The organism is Streptomyces rubiginosohelvolus, assembly GCF_014649875.1.
Classification (GTDB): domain Bacteria; phylum Actinomycetota; class Actinomycetes; order Streptomycetales; family Streptomycetaceae; genus Streptomyces; species Streptomyces rubiginosohelvolus.
Map to the genome: position 1 here is coordinate 32489 of NZ_BMTW01000018.1, position 19159 is coordinate 51647.

General features: G+C 73.2%; 10 protein-coding genes. 3 read left to right on the top strand and 7 right to left on the bottom strand.

The annotated features are described in order from the left end of the window. Positions 1-25: 25 nt before the first annotated feature. Entirely contained in the window at positions 26-1339 is a 1314-nt protein-coding gene (gene fes / locus IE134_RS29410) for an enterochelin esterase (protein ID WP_229823764.1), read from the top strand. A gap of 90 nt (positions 1340-1429) precedes the next feature. On the opposite strand, the gene IE134_RS29415 is transcribed toward fes, so the two are convergent. From IE134_RS29415 to IE134_RS29425, 3 genes are read right to left on the bottom strand one after another with little or no spacing between them, the layout of a single operon-like run. Beyond that, a complete protein-coding gene (locus IE134_RS29415) occupies positions 1430-2896 on the bottom strand; it encodes a DHA2 family efflux MFS transporter permease subunit (protein ID WP_126932491.1) in 1467 nt (488 codons plus the stop codon). Then, on the bottom strand, positions 2893-3096 hold the full coding sequence (locus IE134_RS29420) for an MbtH family protein (RefSeq protein WP_003971056.1): 204 nt from the start codon (positions 3094-3096) through the stop codon (positions 2893-2895). The genes IE134_RS29415 and IE134_RS29420 overlap by 4 nt, the downstream gene beginning before the upstream one ends. 5 nt (positions 3097-3101) lie before the next feature. Beyond that, positions 3102-10517: a non-ribosomal peptide synthetase gene (locus tag IE134_RS29425; protein WP_189432218.1), complete on the bottom strand. Its 7416-nt coding sequence runs from the start codon at positions 10515-10517 to the stop codon at positions 3102-3104. Between the two features lie 136 nt (positions 10518-10653). On the opposite strand from IE134_RS29425, the gene IE134_RS29430 reads away from it, so the two are divergent. Further along, positions 10654-11847: a M20 family metallopeptidase gene (locus IE134_RS29430; protein WP_098017055.1), complete on the top strand. Its 1194-nt coding sequence runs from the start codon at positions 10654-10656 to the stop codon at positions 11845-11847. A 75-nt stretch (positions 11848-11922) separates the two neighbouring features. Here IE134_RS29430 and IE134_RS29435 read toward each other — a convergent pair whose 3' ends face one another. Beyond that, positions 11923-12930 (bottom strand): ABC transporter substrate-binding protein, encoded by a 1008-nt coding sequence (locus IE134_RS29435; protein ID WP_098017054.1) that lies wholly within the window; start codon positions 12928-12930, stop codon positions 11923-11925. A 149-nt stretch (positions 12931-13079) separates the two neighbouring features. Here IE134_RS29435 and IE134_RS29440 point away from each other — a divergent pair, with 149 nt between their 5' ends. Beyond that, a complete protein-coding gene (locus IE134_RS29440; RefSeq protein WP_030721085.1) occupies positions 13080-13871 on the top strand; it encodes an ABC transporter ATP-binding protein in 792 nt (263 codons plus the stop codon). 96 nt (positions 13872-13967) lie between these two features. On the opposite strand, the gene meaB is transcribed toward IE134_RS29440, so the two are convergent. The 3 genes from meaB to IE134_RS29455 are packed head-to-tail and all read right to left on the bottom strand — an operon-like array spanning position 13968 to position 19102. After that, entirely contained in the window at positions 13968-14987 is a 1020-nt protein-coding gene (meaB, locus tag IE134_RS29445; protein WP_030721084.1) for a methylmalonyl Co-A mutase-associated GTPase MeaB, read from the bottom strand. Between the two features lie 12 nt (positions 14988-14999). Next, positions 15000-17240 (bottom strand): methylmalonyl-CoA mutase, encoded by a 2241-nt coding sequence (scpA, locus tag IE134_RS29450; protein ID WP_189432221.1) that lies wholly within the window; start codon positions 17238-17240, stop codon positions 15000-15002. After that, positions 17240-19102 (bottom strand): methylmalonyl-CoA mutase family protein, encoded by a 1863-nt coding sequence (locus tag IE134_RS29455; protein ID WP_189432223.1) that lies wholly within the window; start codon positions 19100-19102, stop codon positions 17240-17242. Before IE134_RS29455 ends, scpA begins: the two co-directional genes overlap by 1 nt. Positions 19103-19159: the final 57 nt, after the last annotated feature.

Here is a 19159-nt window from a genome sequence, read left to right on the forward strand (position 1 = left end):
CACGTACAGGAAGTACGAGACACCCATGACCTACCCGCCGCGCAGGAACCCGCCGCCCCCGCCCGTATCCGAGGGACCGGCATCCACGGGGCCGATTTCCCCCGGACCGACCGAATCCGAGGCCACCGCCGTGCGAAGCCCCCTGCTGCGTACGCTCATCGCGGACGTCCGCGCCGAAAAGCCCGACGCCGAGGAGGCGTTCTGGCGGCACGCCGCCGCCACCGGCACCCCCCTCGTCGAACCCGACCCGGAGGGCGACCCGGACCACCGGCTCGTCACCTTCGTCCGCCGCGAGGACCCCGCGCGCCCCGCCACCCATGTCCTGGCCCTCGTCCACACGGTCACCGACAAGGACCGGCACGCGGGCGACCTCGCCCCGCACCTGATGGAACGGGTCGACGGCACCGGCGTATGGGCGATCAGCCACCGGCTGCGCGCCGACCACCGCGCCTCGTACCAGTTCCACGCCACCGGGGGAACGCGCGAGGACGCCCTGCGCGCCGACCGGTCCTCCTGGCTCGGGGTCCTCGACCACGCCGAACCCGACCCGCTCAACGACCGCGCCCCGCTGCCCTCCCGGGACGGCCGCAACCCCGCCTCCGTCCTCGAACTCCCCGATGCCCCGCCTCAGTCACGCATCCGGCGGCGTGACGACGTGGACCGGGGGCGCACGCTCGACGCCGAGGTCGACGGCCGCCCGATCACCGTTCACCTGCCGCCCGGCCACCGCCCGGACAGGGGCCCGTACGCGCTCGCCGTGCTCCTCGACGGCGAGATGTGGGGGCCGGTCCTCGGCGTCGGCGACATCCTCGACAATCTGCACGCCGACGGGGATCTGCCGCCCACCGTTGCGATCCTGGTCGACACCATGGGCCGGCGCATGGACGACCTCGCGTGCAGCGCCCCGTTCGTCGACTGGCTCGCCGACACCCTGCTGCCGTGGGCCGAGCGGGAGTACGGGGCCGGGGCGGACGCCGCGCGGACCGTCGTCGCCGGACAGAGCGCGGGCGGCCTCACCGCGGCGTTCGCCGCCTTCCAGCGCCCCGACCGCTTCGGCCTCGCCCTCTCCCAGTCGGGTTCCTTCTGGTGGCCCGACGACGAGCGCGGCACCGAATGGCTCACCGGCCAGTACGCGTGGGCGGAGCGCAGGCCGGTGACCCTCCATCTGGAGGTCGGCCTCCAGGAGTGGATGCTCCTCCAGGAGAACCGCAGGCTCCGCAATGTGCTGCGCGCCCGCGGATACGACGTCCGCTACCGGGAGTTCAACGGCGGCCACGACTACGCCTGCTGGCGCGGCGGCCTCGCGGACGGGCTGGCCGCCCTGCTCGGCGAAGGCTGAGACGACGACGTGACCCCGCATCCCGACCACGCGTGAGGGGCGGGCGGCATCCCCCTCCGGATGCCGCCCGCCCCTCACGCGTATGCCCGCTCAGCCCTTCGCGACCGGGGCCTCCTGAGCCGCCAGGCCCTCACCGGGCGGCTCGGGGACGTCCTCGTCGTCGAACGGCGGCGGCTGCGGGGCCTCGCGCGGCAGCCGCAGCGCGATCAGCGCGCCGACCGCGACGAGCCCCGCCGTCACCCAGACCGCCGTACGGTACGGGCCCGGGTCGGCGGAGGCCTCCGTCACGTGGCCGCCGCCGATCACCGCCGCACAGGCGGCGATGCCCAACGCGCCGCCCAGCGTGCGGACGATCTGGAACAGGCCCATCGCCTGCCCCATGTCCGGGGGCGCGATCGACTCGAAGCCGGAGATCTGCACGGTCAGCACCGCCGTCCCCAGCACCAGGCCGATGAGGAACATCAGCCCGCGCACGCTCCACGCGTTCTCCGCCACGCCGGGCACCGCGAGCGCACCGAAGACCGCCGCCGCGACCAGCAGTGCCGGCACGGTCAGCAGCCGGGGGCCGAGCCGCGGCAGCAGCCGGTCCACCACCTGCGAGGCCAGCATCAGCCCCACCGCCTCCGGGAAGACGCTCAGCCCGGCGTCCAGCGCCGAAGCGCCCAGGCTCGCCTGGTACAGCAGCGGGAAGACGAACAGGACCCCCATCAGCCCGGCCGCGGTCACCCCGGCGAGCGCGGAGGCCGACCCGTACACCCGGTCGGCGAGCAGCCGCAGCTTCAGCAACGGCGTCTTCGCCCGCGTCTGGTGCAGGACCGCCGCCACCAACAGGACGGACCCCAGCACCGCGCTCACGGCGACGGCGGGCTCCGTCCAGCCCTGCGAGGGGCCGAAGCCCAGCGCGTACGTCAGCAGCCCCAGCGCCGGGGTCGCCAGCCAGAAGCCGACCGTGTCGAACCTCCCCTCCGGGCCCTCGACATGCTCGCGCAGACCGAAGACACCCAGCAGGACGGCCGCCGCCCCGATCGGCACGTTCACGAAGAACAGCCAGTGCCAGGAAAGGTGTTCGGTGAGCAGACCGCCCAGCGGCGGACCGAGCGCGGGCATCAGTGCCGTCGGCACGATCAGCACCTTCGCCAGCTTCGTCCGCTCGTGCGGCGGGAACGCCCGGAACAGCAGCGTCATCCCGACCGGCGTCAACAACCCGCCCGCCAGGCCCTGCACGGCCCGGGCCACCACCAGCGTCGTGAGGTCCGGGGCCAGACCGCAGACCGCCGAGGCGACCGTGAACGCCGTCAGCGCGCCGAGGAACACCCGCTTCGTCCCGAACCGGTCGCCCAGCCACCCCGCCACCGGCAGCCCCACCGCGAGCGCGACCAGGAAGGCCGTCTCCACCGTGTTGGCGGCCGACAGCGGGCGGCCGAAGTCGCCCGCGATCGTGTAGAGCGCCGGGTTCACGATCGTCGAGTCCAGGCCGTTCATGCACATCGCGGCCGTGTAGACGAGGACGACGGCGACCCGGGGTCGTATCCGGGGCCGGATCAGCAACCCGCTCACCGCGCGGCGGCGGCGACGGGGCCGTCCCAGTGCGCGGTGATCCAGTCCAGCGCGTCCTGCCGGGCGCACGGGCCGTGAGCCGTCGACCAGCCCTCGGGCACCGCGGCGAACAGCGGCCACAGCGAGTGCTGACCCTCCGCGTTGGTCAGCACGAGGAACTCCCCGTCCGCGTCGAAGGGGTTGGCGGATGCGTCGCTCATCGGTGTCACTTCTCCAGCTCGGTCAGTCGGTCGGCGACCACGCGCGCGATGTGCGCGATCGGCTCGGGCAGGGTCATGTCCTTGTGCGAGCAGGCGACGTTGGTGTTGTCGATCCGCCCGCTCACGTACGGGGTCCAGGTCTCGGGCGTCAGGGTGTCGTCGATGGTGTCCACCGTGGCCCGGAAGAACAGCACATCCCCCTGGAACACCCGGTGGTCGTAGGCCCGTACGAGGTCGTTGGTGTTGAGGTACACCTCGCCGAGCGCCTCGATCTTCGCGGCGGACAGCGCGGCCAGCGGGGAGCCCTCGCGGCGCAGCACCTCCACCACGTTCGCGGTGTTCAGCTCCTTGTCGCCGAGGCTCTCGGGGCCGTAACCGCCCATCGTGAGCAGCGATTCGAGGGCTTCGGCCTGATCGGGCACCGGCAGGTCGCGGAAGCCCTCGGCGGGGTACGCGTCCAGGATCGCCAGCAACTCGACCTCCTGGCCCGTCTCCTGGAGCACCGCCGCGATCGCGTGCGCGATGATGCCGCCGGTCGACCAGCCGAGCAGCCGGTAGGGGCCCTCGGGCTGGACCTCCCGGATCCGGGACGCGTAATGCGCGGCGAGCTCCTCCAGCGTGGTCGGCAGCGGCTCGTCCGCCGTCACCTCGCCGACGCCCTGGGCCTGGAGCCCGTAGATCGGCACATCGGCGGGCAGGTTGCGGATCAGGCCGGCGTAGCACCAGCTCAGACCGCCCGCCGGATGCACGCAGTGGACGGGGGCGCGGTCGCCGGGACGGGCCGGCCGCAGCGGCAGCAGCACATCCAGCGGGTCCTCCTCGCGCGAGACGTCCAGGGCCGTGTCCAGCGCGGCGGGCGTCGGCGCCTGGAACACCGTGCCGATCGACACCTCGATGCCGAACGCCGACCTGATCCGCCCGGCCAGACGCACCGCGAGCAGCGAATGCCCGCCCAGGTCGAAGAAGTTGTCCTCCACCCCGGCGGACGGCAGCCCCAGCACCTCCGCGAAGATCGAGCAGAGCTGCTCCTCACGGACCGTGCGCGGCGCGCGACCGGCGGCGTTCACCGGCAGGCCCGGCGCGGGCAGCGCCTTGCGGTCCAGCTTGCCGTTGCCGGTCAGCGGCAGCCGGTCCAGCACCACCACCGCCGAGGGCACCATGTGCACCGGCAGCGTGGCGGCACCATGCTCGCGCAGCGCCGCCGGGACCGGGTCCGTACCGGGCGCGGCGACCACATAGCCGACCAGCCGCTTGTCGCCGGGCTGGTCCTCGCGCACCACGACCGCCACATCGGCGACCTCCGGGTGGGCGGCCAACACCGCTTCGATCTCGCCGAGTTCGATACGGAAACCGCGGATCTTGACCTGCTGGTCGCCCCGGCCGAAGTACTCCAGCGTGCCGTCCACGCGTCGCCGGGCGAGGTCGCCCGAGCGGTACATCCGGCGCCCGCTCTCCCCGAAGAGATGCGCGAACGGGTCGGCGACGAAACGCCCCGCCGACAGGTCCGGGCGGCCCAGATAGCCGAGGGCCACGCCCTCACCGGCGACGTACATCTCGCCGGTCACTCCGGGCGGCACCGGCTGGAGCCGGTCGTCCAGGACGTAGACGCGCAGGTCGGGGATGTTCACGCCGATGGTGCTGGAGATCGCGGAGGCGGCGGTCGCCCGGTCCAGCGCCAGATACGAGACATGGACGGTCGTCTCGGTGATGCCGTACATGTTGACCAGCGTCGGCGCGTTCTCCCGGTGGCGGGTGTACCAGTCGGCGAGCCGCCCCAGCTCCAGCGCCTCCCCACCGAACACGACGTAGCGCAGGGCCAGTTCGTGGCCCGGAGCCTCCCGGTCGGCGGCGGCCAGCTGGTAGAAGGCGGACGGCGTCTGGTTGAGGACGGTCACCCGCTCGTCGGCCAGCAGCCGGAGGAAGGCGTGCGGGTCACGGCTGGTCACATGCGGCACGACGACGACCCGGCCGCCGTACAGCAGCGCGCCCCACAGCTCCCACACGGAGAAGTCGAACGCGTAGGAGTGGAACAGCGTCCACACGTCGTCCGGCCCGAACGAGAACCAGTGCTCGGTCGCCGTCAGCAGCCGCGTCACATTGTGCTGGGTGACCACGACGCCCTTCGGGCGGCCGGTGGAACCCGAGGTGTAGATGACGTACGCCGGATCCTGCGGGGTCAGCGGCCGGGTACGGTCCGCCTGGGTGATCGGCCCGTCGGGGAACCCGGCCGCCTCGTCCACCGTGATCAGCGGGAGATCGTGCGCGGGCAGCCGCTCGGCCGTCGCCGGGTCGGTGATCAGCGCCGCCGGTCGGGCGTCGTCCAGCATGTACGCGAGCCGGTCCGCCGGGTAGTCCGGGTCCATCGGCAGATACGCGGCCCCCGCCAGCGACACCGCGAGCAGCCCGGCCACCAGGTCCAGGGAGCGCGGCAGCGCGAGCGCCACGATGGAGCCGGGGCCGATGTTCCGGTCCGCCAGCAGCCGGGCCAACGACTGTGCCCGGGAGGACAGTTCGGCGTACGTCAGCGAGTCGCCCTCGCAGCTGACCGCGACCCGCTCCGGGTGGCGGCGCGCGGCGGCCCCGTAGACCTCGGCGAGGGTGAGCGGCACCGGGCGGTCGCCGGACGGGACGCCGTTGGCCTCGACCAGGGCGCGGTGCACCTCGTCCTCACCGAGCACGGGCAGCAGACCGACCGGCGTCTCCGGCCGCTCGGCGGCGGCCGCCAGCAGCCGGGACAGCCGGTCCGCCAGAGCCTGGGCGGTCGACCGGTCGAAGAGGTCGGTGCGGAACTCCAGGAAGCCGCCGATCCCGCCGCCGGGCAGCTCGCCCGCGTTCAGGGTCAGGTCGAACTTCGCGGTCCCCGACGGCACGGCGGTGAGCCGCGCGGTGGTGTCCGGGCCGAGGGCGACGGGCGCGTCCGCGATCGACTGCCAGGCCAGCATCACCTGGAACAGCGGGTGCCGGGCCAGCGAGCGCGGCGGGTTCAGCGCCTCGACGAGGTGGTCGAACGGCAGCGCGTCGTGCTCGTACGCGGCGAGCGTGGTCGCCCGCACCCGGTCCAGGAGGTCACCGAAGGCCGGGTCGCCGGAGGTGTCGGTGCGCAGGACCACGGTGTTGGTGAAGAAGCCGACGAGCCCGGCCGATGCGTCGTCGTCGCGGCCCGCCACGGGGGTGCCGAGGGGGATGTCGCTGCCGCATCCGTGCCGGGTCAGCAGAGCGGCGAGCCCCGCCTGCACGGTCATGAACACCGTCGCCCCGTGCGCCCGCGCGAGCCGGCGCAGCGCCTCGTGCGCCGTGGCGTCCAGGACGAAGGGCACGGTGTCGCCCGCCGAGGTGGCCACCGGGGGCCGGGGCCGGTCGGTGGGCAGTTCCAGCTGGTCCGGCAGCCCGGCGAGCGCCTCGCGCCAGTGGGCGAGCTGGGCCTCGGCGAGCGCGGTCGGCTCGGCCGGGGAGCCCAGGAGCAGCTGGAGCCGGGCCGCGTGGTCCACGTACTGGCCGGCCAGGGGCGCGAACTCCGGGGCGCGGCCTGAGAGGCGCGCGGTGTAGGCGGTGGCCAGGTCGCGGGCCAGGGGAGTGGTGGAGGCTCCGTCGCCCGCGATGTGGTGGAGCAGCAGGAGCAGGGTGTGGTGGTCGGGTCCGTCGCTGAAGAGGACCGTGCGCAGCGGCGGCTCGGTGGCGAGGTCGAAGCAGTGGCGGACGGCCTCGGTGAGATCGCTGCCCGGCTCCGCCAGGCGCAGCACGGGCCGGGCCGCCTCGTGGCCCGGAGGGAGAATCAGCTGGTGAGGGGTGCCGTCCCCGTCGGCTCCGGACCCGTTGTCAGTGGGCGGATATACCGTTCTCAGTGTCTCGTGACGGTCCACCAGATCGCGCAGGGCGAGCTGGAGCGCGTCCCGGTCCACAGGGCCGTTGACGCTGAGCACGAGCGGGATGTTGTAGGTCGGGCTGGGGCCTTCGAGGCGGTGGAGGAACCACAGCCGCTGCTGGGCCGGGGAGAGAGGGAGGGGACCGGTGCGGGGTACGGGGGAGAGCGGTACGGAAGCGACGGCCGCTCCGCTGCGGGCGCGGACCTCCGCGGCGAGCGCCGCCGCGGAGGACTGGCGGAAGACGTCGGCGATGGAGAACGGGACGGCGAAGTGCTCGCGGACGCGGGCGGCGAGCCGGGCGGCGAGCAGGGAGTGCCCGCCGAGGTCCAGGAAGCCCGCATCGGCGGCCGGTGGCTCCGCGATACCGAGCACGTCGGCGTAGAGACCTCGCACGATCTCGGTGTGCGGGTTGCTCTCGCCGGCGCTCTCCGCCCCGGCGGCGGGGGAGAGGGGTTCGGGGTCGGGCAGCGCCCGGTGGTCCAGCTTGTCGTTGGCGGTACGGGGGAGCGCCTCCAGCAGCGTCACGGTCGCGGGGAGCATGTGCTCGGGCAGCGCGGCGGCCAGGTGGTCGCGCAGCTCGCCCGGTGCGGGCGGCGTGGCGGCGTCCTTCGTCGGTACGGCGTAGGCCAGCAGCCGCTTTCCGTGGCCGGTGTCGCGGGCGATGACGGCGGCTGCCGCGACCTGCGGGTGGACGGCCAGCCGGGCCTGGATCTCACCGAGTTCGATGCGGAAGCCGCGGATCTTCACCTGGTCGTCGCTGCGGCCCAGGAACTCCAGCGTGTGGTCGGCGCGGCGGCGCACCAGGTCGCCGGTGCGGTACATGCGCCCCCCGGGCTCGCCGTGCAGCGCGCCGAACGGGTCCGCGACGAACCGCTCGGCGCTCAGGTCGGGGCGGCCCAGGTAGCCGAGGGCCAGGCAGGCCCCCGCGACATACAGCTCGCCCGTCACACCGGCGGGCACGGGACGGAGGGAGGAGTCCAGGACGTAGACGCGTGAGCCGCGCACGGGGCGGCCGTCGGGACGGGCGGCGGTCTCTCCCGGCACCCAGTAGTAGGCGTCGACCGTCGTCTCCGTCGGCCCGTAGAGGTTGACCGGGTGCACGGCCGCCGCCTCGGTCAGCCGCTCCCACAGGGCCGGGGGGACGGTCTCCCCGCCGACCACGATGTGGGCCGGGTGATGGCGGCCCTCGTCCAGCAGGCCTTCGGCGAGCAGCGCTTCGGCGTAGGAGGGGGTGACATCGAGATAGTCGACCAGGTGCGCGTCGACATACGCGGTGAGGGCAGCCGGGTCCCGGTAGGCGGCGTCGTCCAGCAGATGCAGTTCGTGCCCGTGGACCATCCACAGCAGCGGGTCCCAGGACGCGTCGAAGGCGAACGAGGCGCTGTGCGCGACCCGCAGGCGCTCCCGGCCGGTCCGTGCCACGGCCGGGGCGATGTGGTCCGTGCCGTGCCCGGCGCAGAGGTTGGCGAGCGAGGCGTGGCTGACGAGGACGCCCTTGGGGCGGCCCGTGGAACCGGAGGTGTGGATGAGATAGGCGGGGTCACCGAGCGCGGGCCCGGCGGGCAGCGGCCCGTCGGGGCAGGCAGCCAGGGTGTCGGCCGTGGCAGGTGCGTCGAGCGCGACCGTCGGCAGCCCGTGGCCGGGCAGCGCGGCGAGCGTCTCCGCCGTGCCGATCACACACAGCGGGCGCGCGTCCTCCAGAACGGCCAGCGTCCGGGCGGCGGGGTGGCCGAGGTCGAGCGGCTGGCAGACCAGACCCGCCTTGAGCACGGCCAGCAGGGCGACGACCACGTCGGCGGTCCGGGGCAGCGCCAGCGCCACGGTGCCTCCCGAGCCCACCGCGTTCTCGGTGCGACCGGCGGTGCCCGGCTGGTCGGAGCCGGAAGTGCCGAGTCCGGTCAGCAGGTGGGCCAGGCGGTCGGAGACGGCGTCCAGTTCGGCGAAGGTGAGGCGGGCCCCGGGCACGGCGGCGGCCTCGGGGGCACCCGCTCCCGGTTCCGTACGCGCGTCTGCTCCGGCGTCCGCCGCCGAAGTGGCTTCCACGCTCTTCCCCCGGAACGTGCCCGCCACTGTCGATCGCACCGCCACGGCGTCGGGCGTCCGGACCGCCTGCGCGCTGAACGACTGCGGCAGGGGGAGCGCGGCGGCGGGTTCCGAGCGGCCGGACGTGGCTTCCCGCACATGGTCGCCGGTGAGCAGGTCCAGGGTGCCGATCGGCCGTGCCGGGTCAGTCAGCAGCAGCTCGGCCAGCCCGTCCAGATAGCGCAGCCAGGTGGCCTCGTGGGCGGCGAGGTCCTCGGGCCCGTACGCGGCGGGGTCGGCGTCCAGGGTGAGCCGCAGGCCTCCGTCCGGGCCGGGGGCCGCGCCGACCGCGAGCCCTTCCACGGGGCCGGCGGCGAGATTGCGTACGGTGCCGGTGGTCCCGGCGAAGTCCAGGGCGCCGTCGAACGGCTTGACGTTGACCAGCGGGCCGGTCAGCGGGGTCTCGGCCGACTCCAGGGCGAGATCGCGGCGCAGGTCCGCCTGCGGATAACGCTGGTGGCGGCGGACCTCACGGATCTCCAGCACCACCCGGCGCAGCAGCTCGGCCCCGGTGTCACCCGGGCGCACGGCGATCCGCAGCGGCAGCACGTTCACGGTCATGGCCGGGGTGCGCAGGGCCGAAGGCCCCCGCCGGTTGCTCAGCGGCAGGCCCAGCACCACGTCCTCGGCGCCGGTGAGCCGGTGCAGATGACCCGCGGTCGCGGCCACCACCAGCTCCGCCCAGGTCGCCTTCGCCGCACGCGCCGCCGAGGACAGCCGCTCCAGGGTCTCGGCGGGGAGATCGGTGCTCCGGTGCGGGCCACCACCGTCCGCCGCCTCCCCGGCGAGTGCGGCGGCAGGGGAGCGGCGGGGCACCGCCACGGCGGAGCCCGCCATGCGCGCCGACCAGAACGCCCGGTCCGCCGCGTACTCCTCACCCGACAGATACGCGGCCTCCTGCTCGGTCAGCTCGCTCAGCGGGGCGAACCGGCTCTCGGGCAGCGGCTCTTCGGCCACCAGCGCCCGGTAGAGCTCGGCGACGCGCTGCCCGATGAGGGAGAGGGCGTAGGCGTCGACGGCTATGTGGTGCACGCGCTGGTACCACCGGTGGCGCCCCTCGCCGACCCGGATCAGCGCCTGCGTCATCAGCGAACCGTCGGCGGCGAGGTCCACCGGCCGGTTCAGGTCCTCCCGCATCCACGCCTCGGCCTCGGCCTCGGTCATCTCCAGCCGGTGCACCACGGGTTCGGCGGTGGGCGCGATCCGCTGCACCGGCAGCCCGTCGGTCTCCGTCACACACAGGGCGAGCGTCTCGGCCTCGCCCACCGCCTGTCTCAGCGCCGCCACGAACAGGTCGGCGTCCAGCGGCCCGTCGAGCTCCACACAGTCCGCCGTGTTGAACTCGGTGCCGAGGGGCGCCAGCTGGTGCGCGTAGTAGATGCCCGACTGGGCTGTCAGAAGGGGGAGTCCGGGGGAGGGTGCGCCGCCGGAGTGCGCTGCCGAAGTGCTGGTCGGGCGGTTCGGACGCTCATGCATGTGGGTGACGACTCCCCTGAAGACAACGGACACCGGGCCAACGGGCACACGGCGCACACTTAGGTAAGGCTAAGTTAACCTATTTCCGACAGTGCAGGCGACCGCCCCGGGGCGGTCCGGAACGCCAGGAGAGCCCATGACCGTCCCCGCAGCCCCACGCCCCGAGACACGGGCCGACGAGGGGGCCGACCACGGGCTCGACGAGCGGGCCCGCGCTCTCAGGGCCGCCGTGCGGGAGGCGGTCGGCCAGCACGCCCCGGCCCTGATCGACCTCAGCAGGCGCCTGCACGCCGAGCCCGAGACCGCCTTCGAGGAGCACAGGTCAGCCGCGCTCTGCGCCGAACTCCTCGCCGCGCACGGCTTCGAGGTCACCGCACCCGCCCACGGCCTGGACACGGCGTTCCGCGCCACGATCGGCTCCGGACCCGTCACCGTGGCCATCGCCTGCGAGTACGACGCGCTGCCTGGCCTCGGCCACGCCTGCGGGCACAATCTGATCGCCGCCGCCGGAGTCGGCGCGGCCCTCGGCCTCGCCCCCCACGCGGACGAACTCGGCCTGACCGTACGGGTCATCGGCACCCCCGCCGAGGAGCGCGGAGCCGGCAAGGCGCTGCTGCTGGACGCCGGGGCGTTCGACGGGGTCGACGCCGCGATGATGGTGCACCCCTGCCCCTTCGAGATGGCCGACTTCCGCTCCTTCGCGCTCGGCACCCTCGACGTCACCTACACCGGCCGCGCCGCGCACCCCAGCCTCAACCCGCACGAGGGCCGCAACGCCGCCGACGCCCTGACCGTCGCCCAGGTCGCCCTGGGCCTCCTGCGCCAGCAACTGCCCCCGCAGTGGCGGGTGCACGGCATCACCACCGCCGCCGGCACCGCGCCCAACGCGATACCCGACCGGGCCACCGCCACCTACGAGATACGGGCGCTGGCCGCCGAGGACCTGCGGCAGCTGCGGCAGCGGGTCGAGGACTGCTTCCGCGCCGGGGCGCTCGCCACCGGCTGCGAAGTGACCCTGGAGCGCCCCGAGCCCGACTACCTGGACTTCCGGGGCGACCCGGAGCTGATCCGCCTCTGGACCGCCAACGCCCGGGAGCTGGGCCGCGCCGAACCGGTCGAGCGCCCGCCGTTCGCCTGCACCGACATGGGCAACGTCTCGCACGCGGTGCCGTCCATCCACCCGGTGCTCGACATCAGCGGGGGAGCCTGCGGCCCGCACGAGGCCGCCTTCGCCGAGGCGGCGATCTCCCCGGCGGCCGAACAGGCCCTGCTGGACGGGGCGGTGGGCATGGCGTGGACGGCCGCCGACTTCGCCGCCGCCAGGATCTGAGCCCGGGACCCACGCTGTGCGGTCCGGACCGGGAGCTCCCGGTCCGGACCGCACAGCGTTGCCGTCACCCGAAGGTCACTTGGCGGAGAGCGCCTTCACGTAGTCACCCAGGACGACGTCCGCCGCGAGCGGGCCGCCGCGCGTGGACCACACCGAGCCGTCGACGGTCACGGCCTGGCCGTTCTTGACGGCGCCCAACTCCTTGTAGGCGGGCTTGGACTGGACGTCCTTGAGCGCCTTCTCGCCGTCCGAGGTCAGCGTCGAGAGGAACAGCCAGTCGCCGTCGATCTCGTTGATCTTCTCCAGACTCAGCGACGGGGTGTGCGCGTTGCCGTCCTTGTCCTGGGACTTGGGCCGCTTCAGCCCCATCTCCAGGGCGACGCCACTGGCGAACTGCTTGTTCTCCATCCAGCTGGGACCGTCCGGGTTCCAGCGGACGATGGAGACCTCGGCGCCCTTGTTCTTCCCGAGCTTCTCCCCGGCGGCCTTGGCGGCGGCCTCGTGGTCGGTGATGAACTTGTTGGCCGCGTCGAGCTTGTTGACGGCGTTGCCGACACCCCGGAAGAACAGCTTCCAGTCGTCGGTCGGCGCCATCGTCACCAGCGTGGCCGGAGTGATCTCGCGGAGCTGCTTGAGCACCTGCTCGTCCTGCATGTCGCCGGCGAGGATCAGGTCGGGCTTCGCGGCGACGACCTTGTCCATGACCGGCTGGAGGAGGTTGCCGACGACGTTGATGCCCTCGACCTTGTCCGCCAGGTAGGCCGGCGGCTTGTCCAGGCCCTGCCCGTTGGTGATGCCGACCGGCTTGATGTCCAGCGCCAGCACCGCGTCCAGGTCCTCCTGGGTCAGCGTGACGATGCGCTGGGGCTCCGCCGGTATCTCCACGGCCTTGCCCGTGGCGTCCTTGACCGTACGGGTCGCGGAGGAGGTGCTGTCCGCCTTGCCGGCCTTGTCCCCGGAGGACTTGCCCGAGTCGGAGTCCGTCCCGCAGGCCGTCAGGAGGAGGGTGGCGGCGCCGAGCGCGGCGACGGCTTGCGCCGCTCTTCGGACGGCGGTGCGGGCGGGGCGGCTGTGCAGGTTCATCAAGGGCTCCGGGTTCAACGGGACATGAAGCGTCGACGGCCGTACGGTCACGCGCGTGCGGCCGTCGGCTCGTGAGCGAGCTAAGGTTAGCCTTACTTTAGCCCCATCGGGCAAAATGCTGTCCAAGTCCTTCGGAAAGGCCGGTCTCCGTGGAAATCCGTGTCGAACAGCTCACCGCTGGATACGCCGGTCATACCGCCGTGGATCAGGTCGACCTGACGGTTCCCTCCGGTCAGGTCGTGGCGATCGTCGGCCCCAACGGCTGCGGCAAATCGACCCTCCTGCGCTCCATGGCCCGCCTCCACCAGCCCCGCACCGGCACGGTGTTCGTCGGCGACGCCGACGTCTGGAAGCTGCGCCAGCGCGACGCCGCCCACCGCATCGCCCTGCTGCCCCAGGCCCCGCAGGCTCCCGAAGCGGTCACCGTCGCCGGACTCGTACGGTACGGACGCCATCCGCACCAGGGGCTGTTCCGCCAGTGGTCGCGACAGGACGAGGAGGCCGTCACCCGCGCCCTGGAGGCCACCGGCACCGCCGCTCTGGCCGGGCGCCGCCTCGACCAGCTCTCCGGCGGTCAGCGCCAGCGATGCTGGCTCGCCATGGCCCTCGCCCAGGAGACCCCCGTCGTCCTGCTCGACGAGCCCACCAGCGCCCTCGACATCGGGCACGCCGTGGAGGTCCTGGACCTGGTCCGCGAAGTCGCCGCCGAGGGCCGCACCATCGTCATGGTCGTCCACGACCTGGCCGCGGCCGCGCGCTACGCCGACACCCTGGTCGCCATGCGCGACGGCAGGATCGTCGCCTCGGGGCCGCCCCGCGAGACCGTGGACGCCGCGCTCGTCCAGGAGCTCTACGGCATCGAGGCGGAGATCCTCACCGCGACCTCCGACGGGAGCCCCGTCGTCGTACCGAGGGTGAGCGTGCCCACGGCCGGCGTCTGACGACGGCCCCGCGCTCCTCACGGGCGCCCGAAAACGCCGAGGGGCCCCTCCGTCCGGGGGCCCCTCGGTCTGTATCCGATTCCTGCACCGACGCGCTCAGGCGGACGTTCCCGTGCCGGGCTCGCCCCGTACGCCGCCCCGGAACGCGCCGAGGATCTCCTCCGCCGCCAGCGTCGCCGTCAACGTGCCCTCCCGGACCCGCTGTTCGAGCTCCGGCGCGAGCTTCCGGACCGACGGATGGCTGTACAGGCTGTCCAGCAGCTCGTCCCGGACCATGGCCCAGGTCCAGTCCACCTGCTGGTCGCGGCGCTTGGCCGCCAGCCGGCCGGTGGACTCCAGGACCGTACGGTGCTGCTCCAGCCGGTCCCAGAGCGTGTCGAGCCCGGTCGACTCGCGGGCGCTGCACGTGAGCACCGGGGGAGTCCAGGCCGCGTCCGCCGGATGCATCAGCCGGAGCGCGCCCGCCAGTTCGCGTGCCGCCGAGCGGGCGTCACGCTCGTGCGGGCCGTCGGCCTTGTTCACCGCGATGGCGTCCGCCAGCTCCAGGACGCCCTTCTTGATGCCCTGCAACTGGTCGCCGGTGCGGGCCAGGGTCAGCAGCAGGAACGTGTCGACCATGTTGGCCACCGCCGTCTCCGACTGCCCGACGCCCACCGTCTCCACCAGCACCACGTCGTAGCCCGCCGCCTCCATCACCACGATGGACTCCCGGGTCGCCTTGGCCACCCCGCCCAGCGTGCCCGCCGTGGGGGAGGGGCGCACGAACGCGGCCGGGTCCACCGCCAGGCGCTCCATCCGGGTCTTGTCGCCCAGGATGGAACCGCCCGTACGGCTGGAGGACGGGTCGACCGCCAGCACCGCCACCCGATGGCCCAGCCCGGTGAGCATCGTGCCGAGCGCGTCGATGAACGTGGACTTGCCCACGCCCGGCACCCCGCTGATCCCGATCCGCCGGGCCGCCCCCGCGTGCGGCAGCAGACGGCTCAGCAACTGCTGCGCCAGCACCCGGTGTTCGGCCCGCGTCGACTCGACGAGCGTGATCGCGCGCGCCACGAACGCCCGCTTCCCGTCGAGCACTCCCTGCACATAACCGTCGATGTCGATCTTCGCAGCCATCCGGTCAGCGGCTCACAGCTCGTGGCCGAGCGCGGCGCCGAGCCGCGTCACCAGGTCGTGGGCCGCGTCCGGGATCACCGTCCCCGGCGGGAAGACGGAGGCCGCGCCCGCCTCGTGCAGGGCCTCGATGTCCTGTGGCGGAATGACCCCGCCCACCACGATCATGATGTCCTCGCGGCCCTCGGCGGCCAGTTCCTCGCGCAGCGCCGGCACCAGGGTCAGGTGCCCGGCCGCCAGCGAGGAGACGCCCACGATGTGCACGTCGGCCTCGACGGCCTGCCGCGCCACCTCGCCCGGCGTCTGGAACAGCGGGCCGACGTCCACGTCGAAACCCAGGTCGGCGAAGGCCGTGGCGATCACCTTCTGGCCCCGGTCGTGGCCGTCCTGGCCCATCTTGGCGACCAGGATGCGCGGCCGACGGCCCTCCGCCAACTCGAACGCGTCGACCAGCTCACGGGTCCGGTCCACGGAAGGGGACTCTCCTGCCTCTTTGCGGTACACACCGGAGATCGTACGGATCTGCCCGGCGTGCCTGCCGTACACCTTCTCCAGCGCGTCCGAGATCTCGCCGACCGTGGCCATCGCGCGCGCCGCGTCGACCGCCAGTGCCAGCAGATTGCCCTCAAGACCCGGACCGGGGTCGCTCTCGGCGGCGGCCGTCAGGGCCCGCAACGCCGCCTGGCACGCCGCCTCGTCGCGCTCCTCGCGCAGCCGGCGCAGCTTCTCGATCTGCCGCGTGCGCACCGAGGAGTTGTCGACCTTGAGCACGTCGATCTGCTCGTCGGTCTCCACCCGGTACTTGTTCACGCCGATCACCGGCTGACGCCCGGAGTCGATCCGCGCCTGCGTCCGCGCGGCCGCCTCCTCCACCCGGAGCTTGGGGATGCCCGCGTCGATGGCCTTCGCCATCCCGCCGGCCGCCTCGACCTCCTCGATGTGCTGCCAGGCCCTCTCCGCCAGGTCCCGCGTCAGCTTCTCCACGTACGCGCTGCCGCCCCACGGGTCGATGACCCGGCAGGTCCCGGACTCCTGCTGGAGCAGGAGCTGGGTGTTACGGGCGATCCGCGCCGAGAAGTCGGTGGGCAGCGCCAGTGCCTCGTCGAGCGCGTTGGTGTGCAGCGACTGGGTGTGCCCCTGCGTCGCGGCCATCGCCTCCACGCACGTACGCGTCACATTGTTGAACACGTCCTGCGCGGTCAGGGACCACCCCGAGGTCTGCGAATGGGTGCGCAGCGAAAGCGACTTGGGGTTCTTCGGGTCGAACTGCTTGACCAGACGCGCCCACAGGAGCCGGGCCGCCCGCAACTTGGCGACCTCCATGAAGAAGTTCATCCCGATCGCCCAGAAGAACGACAGGCGCGGCGCGAACGCGTCGACGTCCAGGCCCGCTTCCTGTCCGGCGCGCAGATACTCCACGCCGTCGGCGAGCGTGTACGCCAGCTCCAGATCGGCCGTCGCCCCGGCCTCCTGGATGTGATAGCCGGAGATCGAGATGGAGTTGTAGCGCGGCATCTTCTGCGAGGTGAACGCGAAGATGTCGGAGATGATCCGCATCGAGGGCGACGGCGGATAGATGTAGGTGTTGCGGACCATGAACTCCTTCAGAATGTCGTTCTGAATGGTCCCGGCCAGCTTCTCGGGCGGTACGCCCTGCTCTTCGGCGGCCACGATGTACAGCGCCAGCACGGGGAGCACCGCGCCGTTCATCGTCATCGACACCGACATCCGGTCCAGCGGAATGCCGTCGAACAACTGGCGCATGTCGTAGATGGAGTCGATCGCCACCCCGGCCATGCCGACGTCACCCGTGACCCGGGGATGGTCGCTGTCGTAACCCCGGTGAGTCGGCAGGTCGAAGGCGACCGACAGACCCTTCTGCCCGGCCGCGAGGTTGCGCCGGTAGAAGGCGTTGGACTCCTCGGCCGTGGAAAACCCGGCGTACTGCCGGATCGTCCAGGGCTGGTTGACGTACATCGTCGGGTAGGGGCCGCGCAGATACGGGGCGATGCCCGGGTAGCTGTGCAGCGCGTCCAGGCCCTCCAGGTCCTCACCGGTGTAGAGCGGCTTGACCGTGATGCCCTCGGGCGTCTCCCAGAGCGGGGCCTCGGCGCCGTCGGCCGCCTTGGTCACGGCCGCCTGCCACTCCCCGGCCGAAGCGGCGGGAGCGGGGGAGCCGGCGGACGCGGGAGGCGTGAGCGGCACGTCGGAGAAGTCGGGAACGGAGGCTTTACGGTCCGTCGGCGAGGTCGGCATCACGCCACTCCCATGCGGTCGAGAACGGAGGTGAGAACGGCGACCGCGTCGCAGCCCGCGAAGACATGGGCATCGACACCGGCGTACTCGCCGGGGCGCCCCGCGAGGAACACCTGCGCCGCACCCGCCGACTTCAGCGCACCGGCCACCTGCTCAGCCTGCTCGGCGTAGAGCGCGTCCGACGAGCACAGCACGGCGACCGACGCCCCGGAGGCGGTCAGCGCACCGGCGGCGGTGTCCGCGTCCACGGAGACCGGGTCGTGCACCACCTCGATCCCGCCCGCTCCGAAGAGGTTGACGGCGAAGGAGACCCGCGCGGTGTGCGCGGCGGCCGGGCCGAGCGCCGCGACGAACACCTTGGGACGGCTTCCGGTCGCCGCGAGGTGCGCGTCCGACCGGGCGCGCAGCGCCTCGAACGCCTCGTCGCGCCGGACCCGGGGCAGACCGCCCGGAGCACCGGCGTAGGCGTCGGGTGCGGGCTCGCGCTCCACCGGACGCTCGCCGGGCATCGGGAACTCGCTGACCCCGGTGATCGGCTCCTTGCGACGCGCCAGCTTCGCGCTCCGCGCCGCCCAGGTGGCGGCCAGCCGCTCCGCGACCGTCCCCGACCGCAGGGCCGCGGGCAGACCGCCCGCCCGCTCGGTCTCCTGGAAGAACGCCCAGGCGGCCGCGGCGAGTTCGTCGGTCAGCCGCTCCACGTACCAGGAGCCGCCCGCCGGGTCGATGACCCGCGCCAGATGCGACTCCTCCATCAGGATCGTCGAGGTGTTGCGGGCGATCCGCCGCGCGAACGCGTCGGGCAGGCCCAGCGCGTGATCGAACGGCAGCACCGTCACGGAGTCCGCCCCGCCCACCCCAGCGCCCAGCGTGGCGAGCGTGGTGCGCAGCATGTTCACCCACGGGTCGCGGCGCGTCATCATCACCGGCGAGGTGACGGCGTGCTGCCGCTGCGCCCCGGCGGCGGGAGCGCCCGACGCATCGGCGACCCGCGCCCACAGCCGGCGCGCCGCGCGCAGCTTGGCGATGGTCAGGAACTGGTCGGCGGTGGCCGCGTACCGGAACTCCAGCTGTCCGCAGGCCGCCTCCACGCTCATCCCGGCAGCGGTCAGGGCCCGCAGATAGGCGACGCCGGTGGCCAGGGAGAGCCCCAGCTCCTCGCCGGCCGAACCGCCCGCCTCGTGGTACGGCAACCCGTCCACGACGATCGCGCGCAGCCCCGGGTACTCCGCGTCGCACCGCTGGGCCCAGCGCACGGCGGGGGCGAGATCCGCCTCGACGCCCGTCCGGGCCTCATGGCCGAGCGGATCGGCGCCCAGCGTGCCCCGCGCCTCGCTCCTGGCGACACCGCGCTCCTCGTACAGGCGCAGCAGCTCCGTCGCGGCGGCGTCCAGGTCGGCCGGGGCGTCGAGCACGACGGGTGCGAGATCGAGGTACACGCCCTCCAGCGCCCGCGCGAGCCCGTCGACGGGGACGCCCGCCGGGCCGCCCACGGTGAGCCAGAGCGAGGTGACCCCGTTCTCCAGATCGCCGAGCAGCGCCTCGTTGAGCCGGGCGGGATCGGTCAGGGCGTGGCGCTGGCGCACGTCCCAGCCGCCCGCCGCGTTCCCCTCGGCCCTGCTGCCCCGGGTGAAGGGGGCGAAGCCGGGGAAACCGGTGTCCGGCGACTCGTCGCTCGCGGTGTAGAGGGGGCGGGTGGTGAGCCCGTCCTCCAGTGTGGTGGACAGAGCTTCCTCGGCGGCCGAGCCCGAGACTTCCTTGCCCGACTTGCGCAGTACGCCTTCGACGAGGCTCTGCCACTGGTCATGGGAAGGGTCGGGGAACGCGGCGGCCGGAGAGAGCCCGTCAGCAGGCTGGACCGTCATGCTCAGATGCTAGGCCAGTGCGCGGAACGAGCAGCAGGGGCACGTGCTGTGACCTTG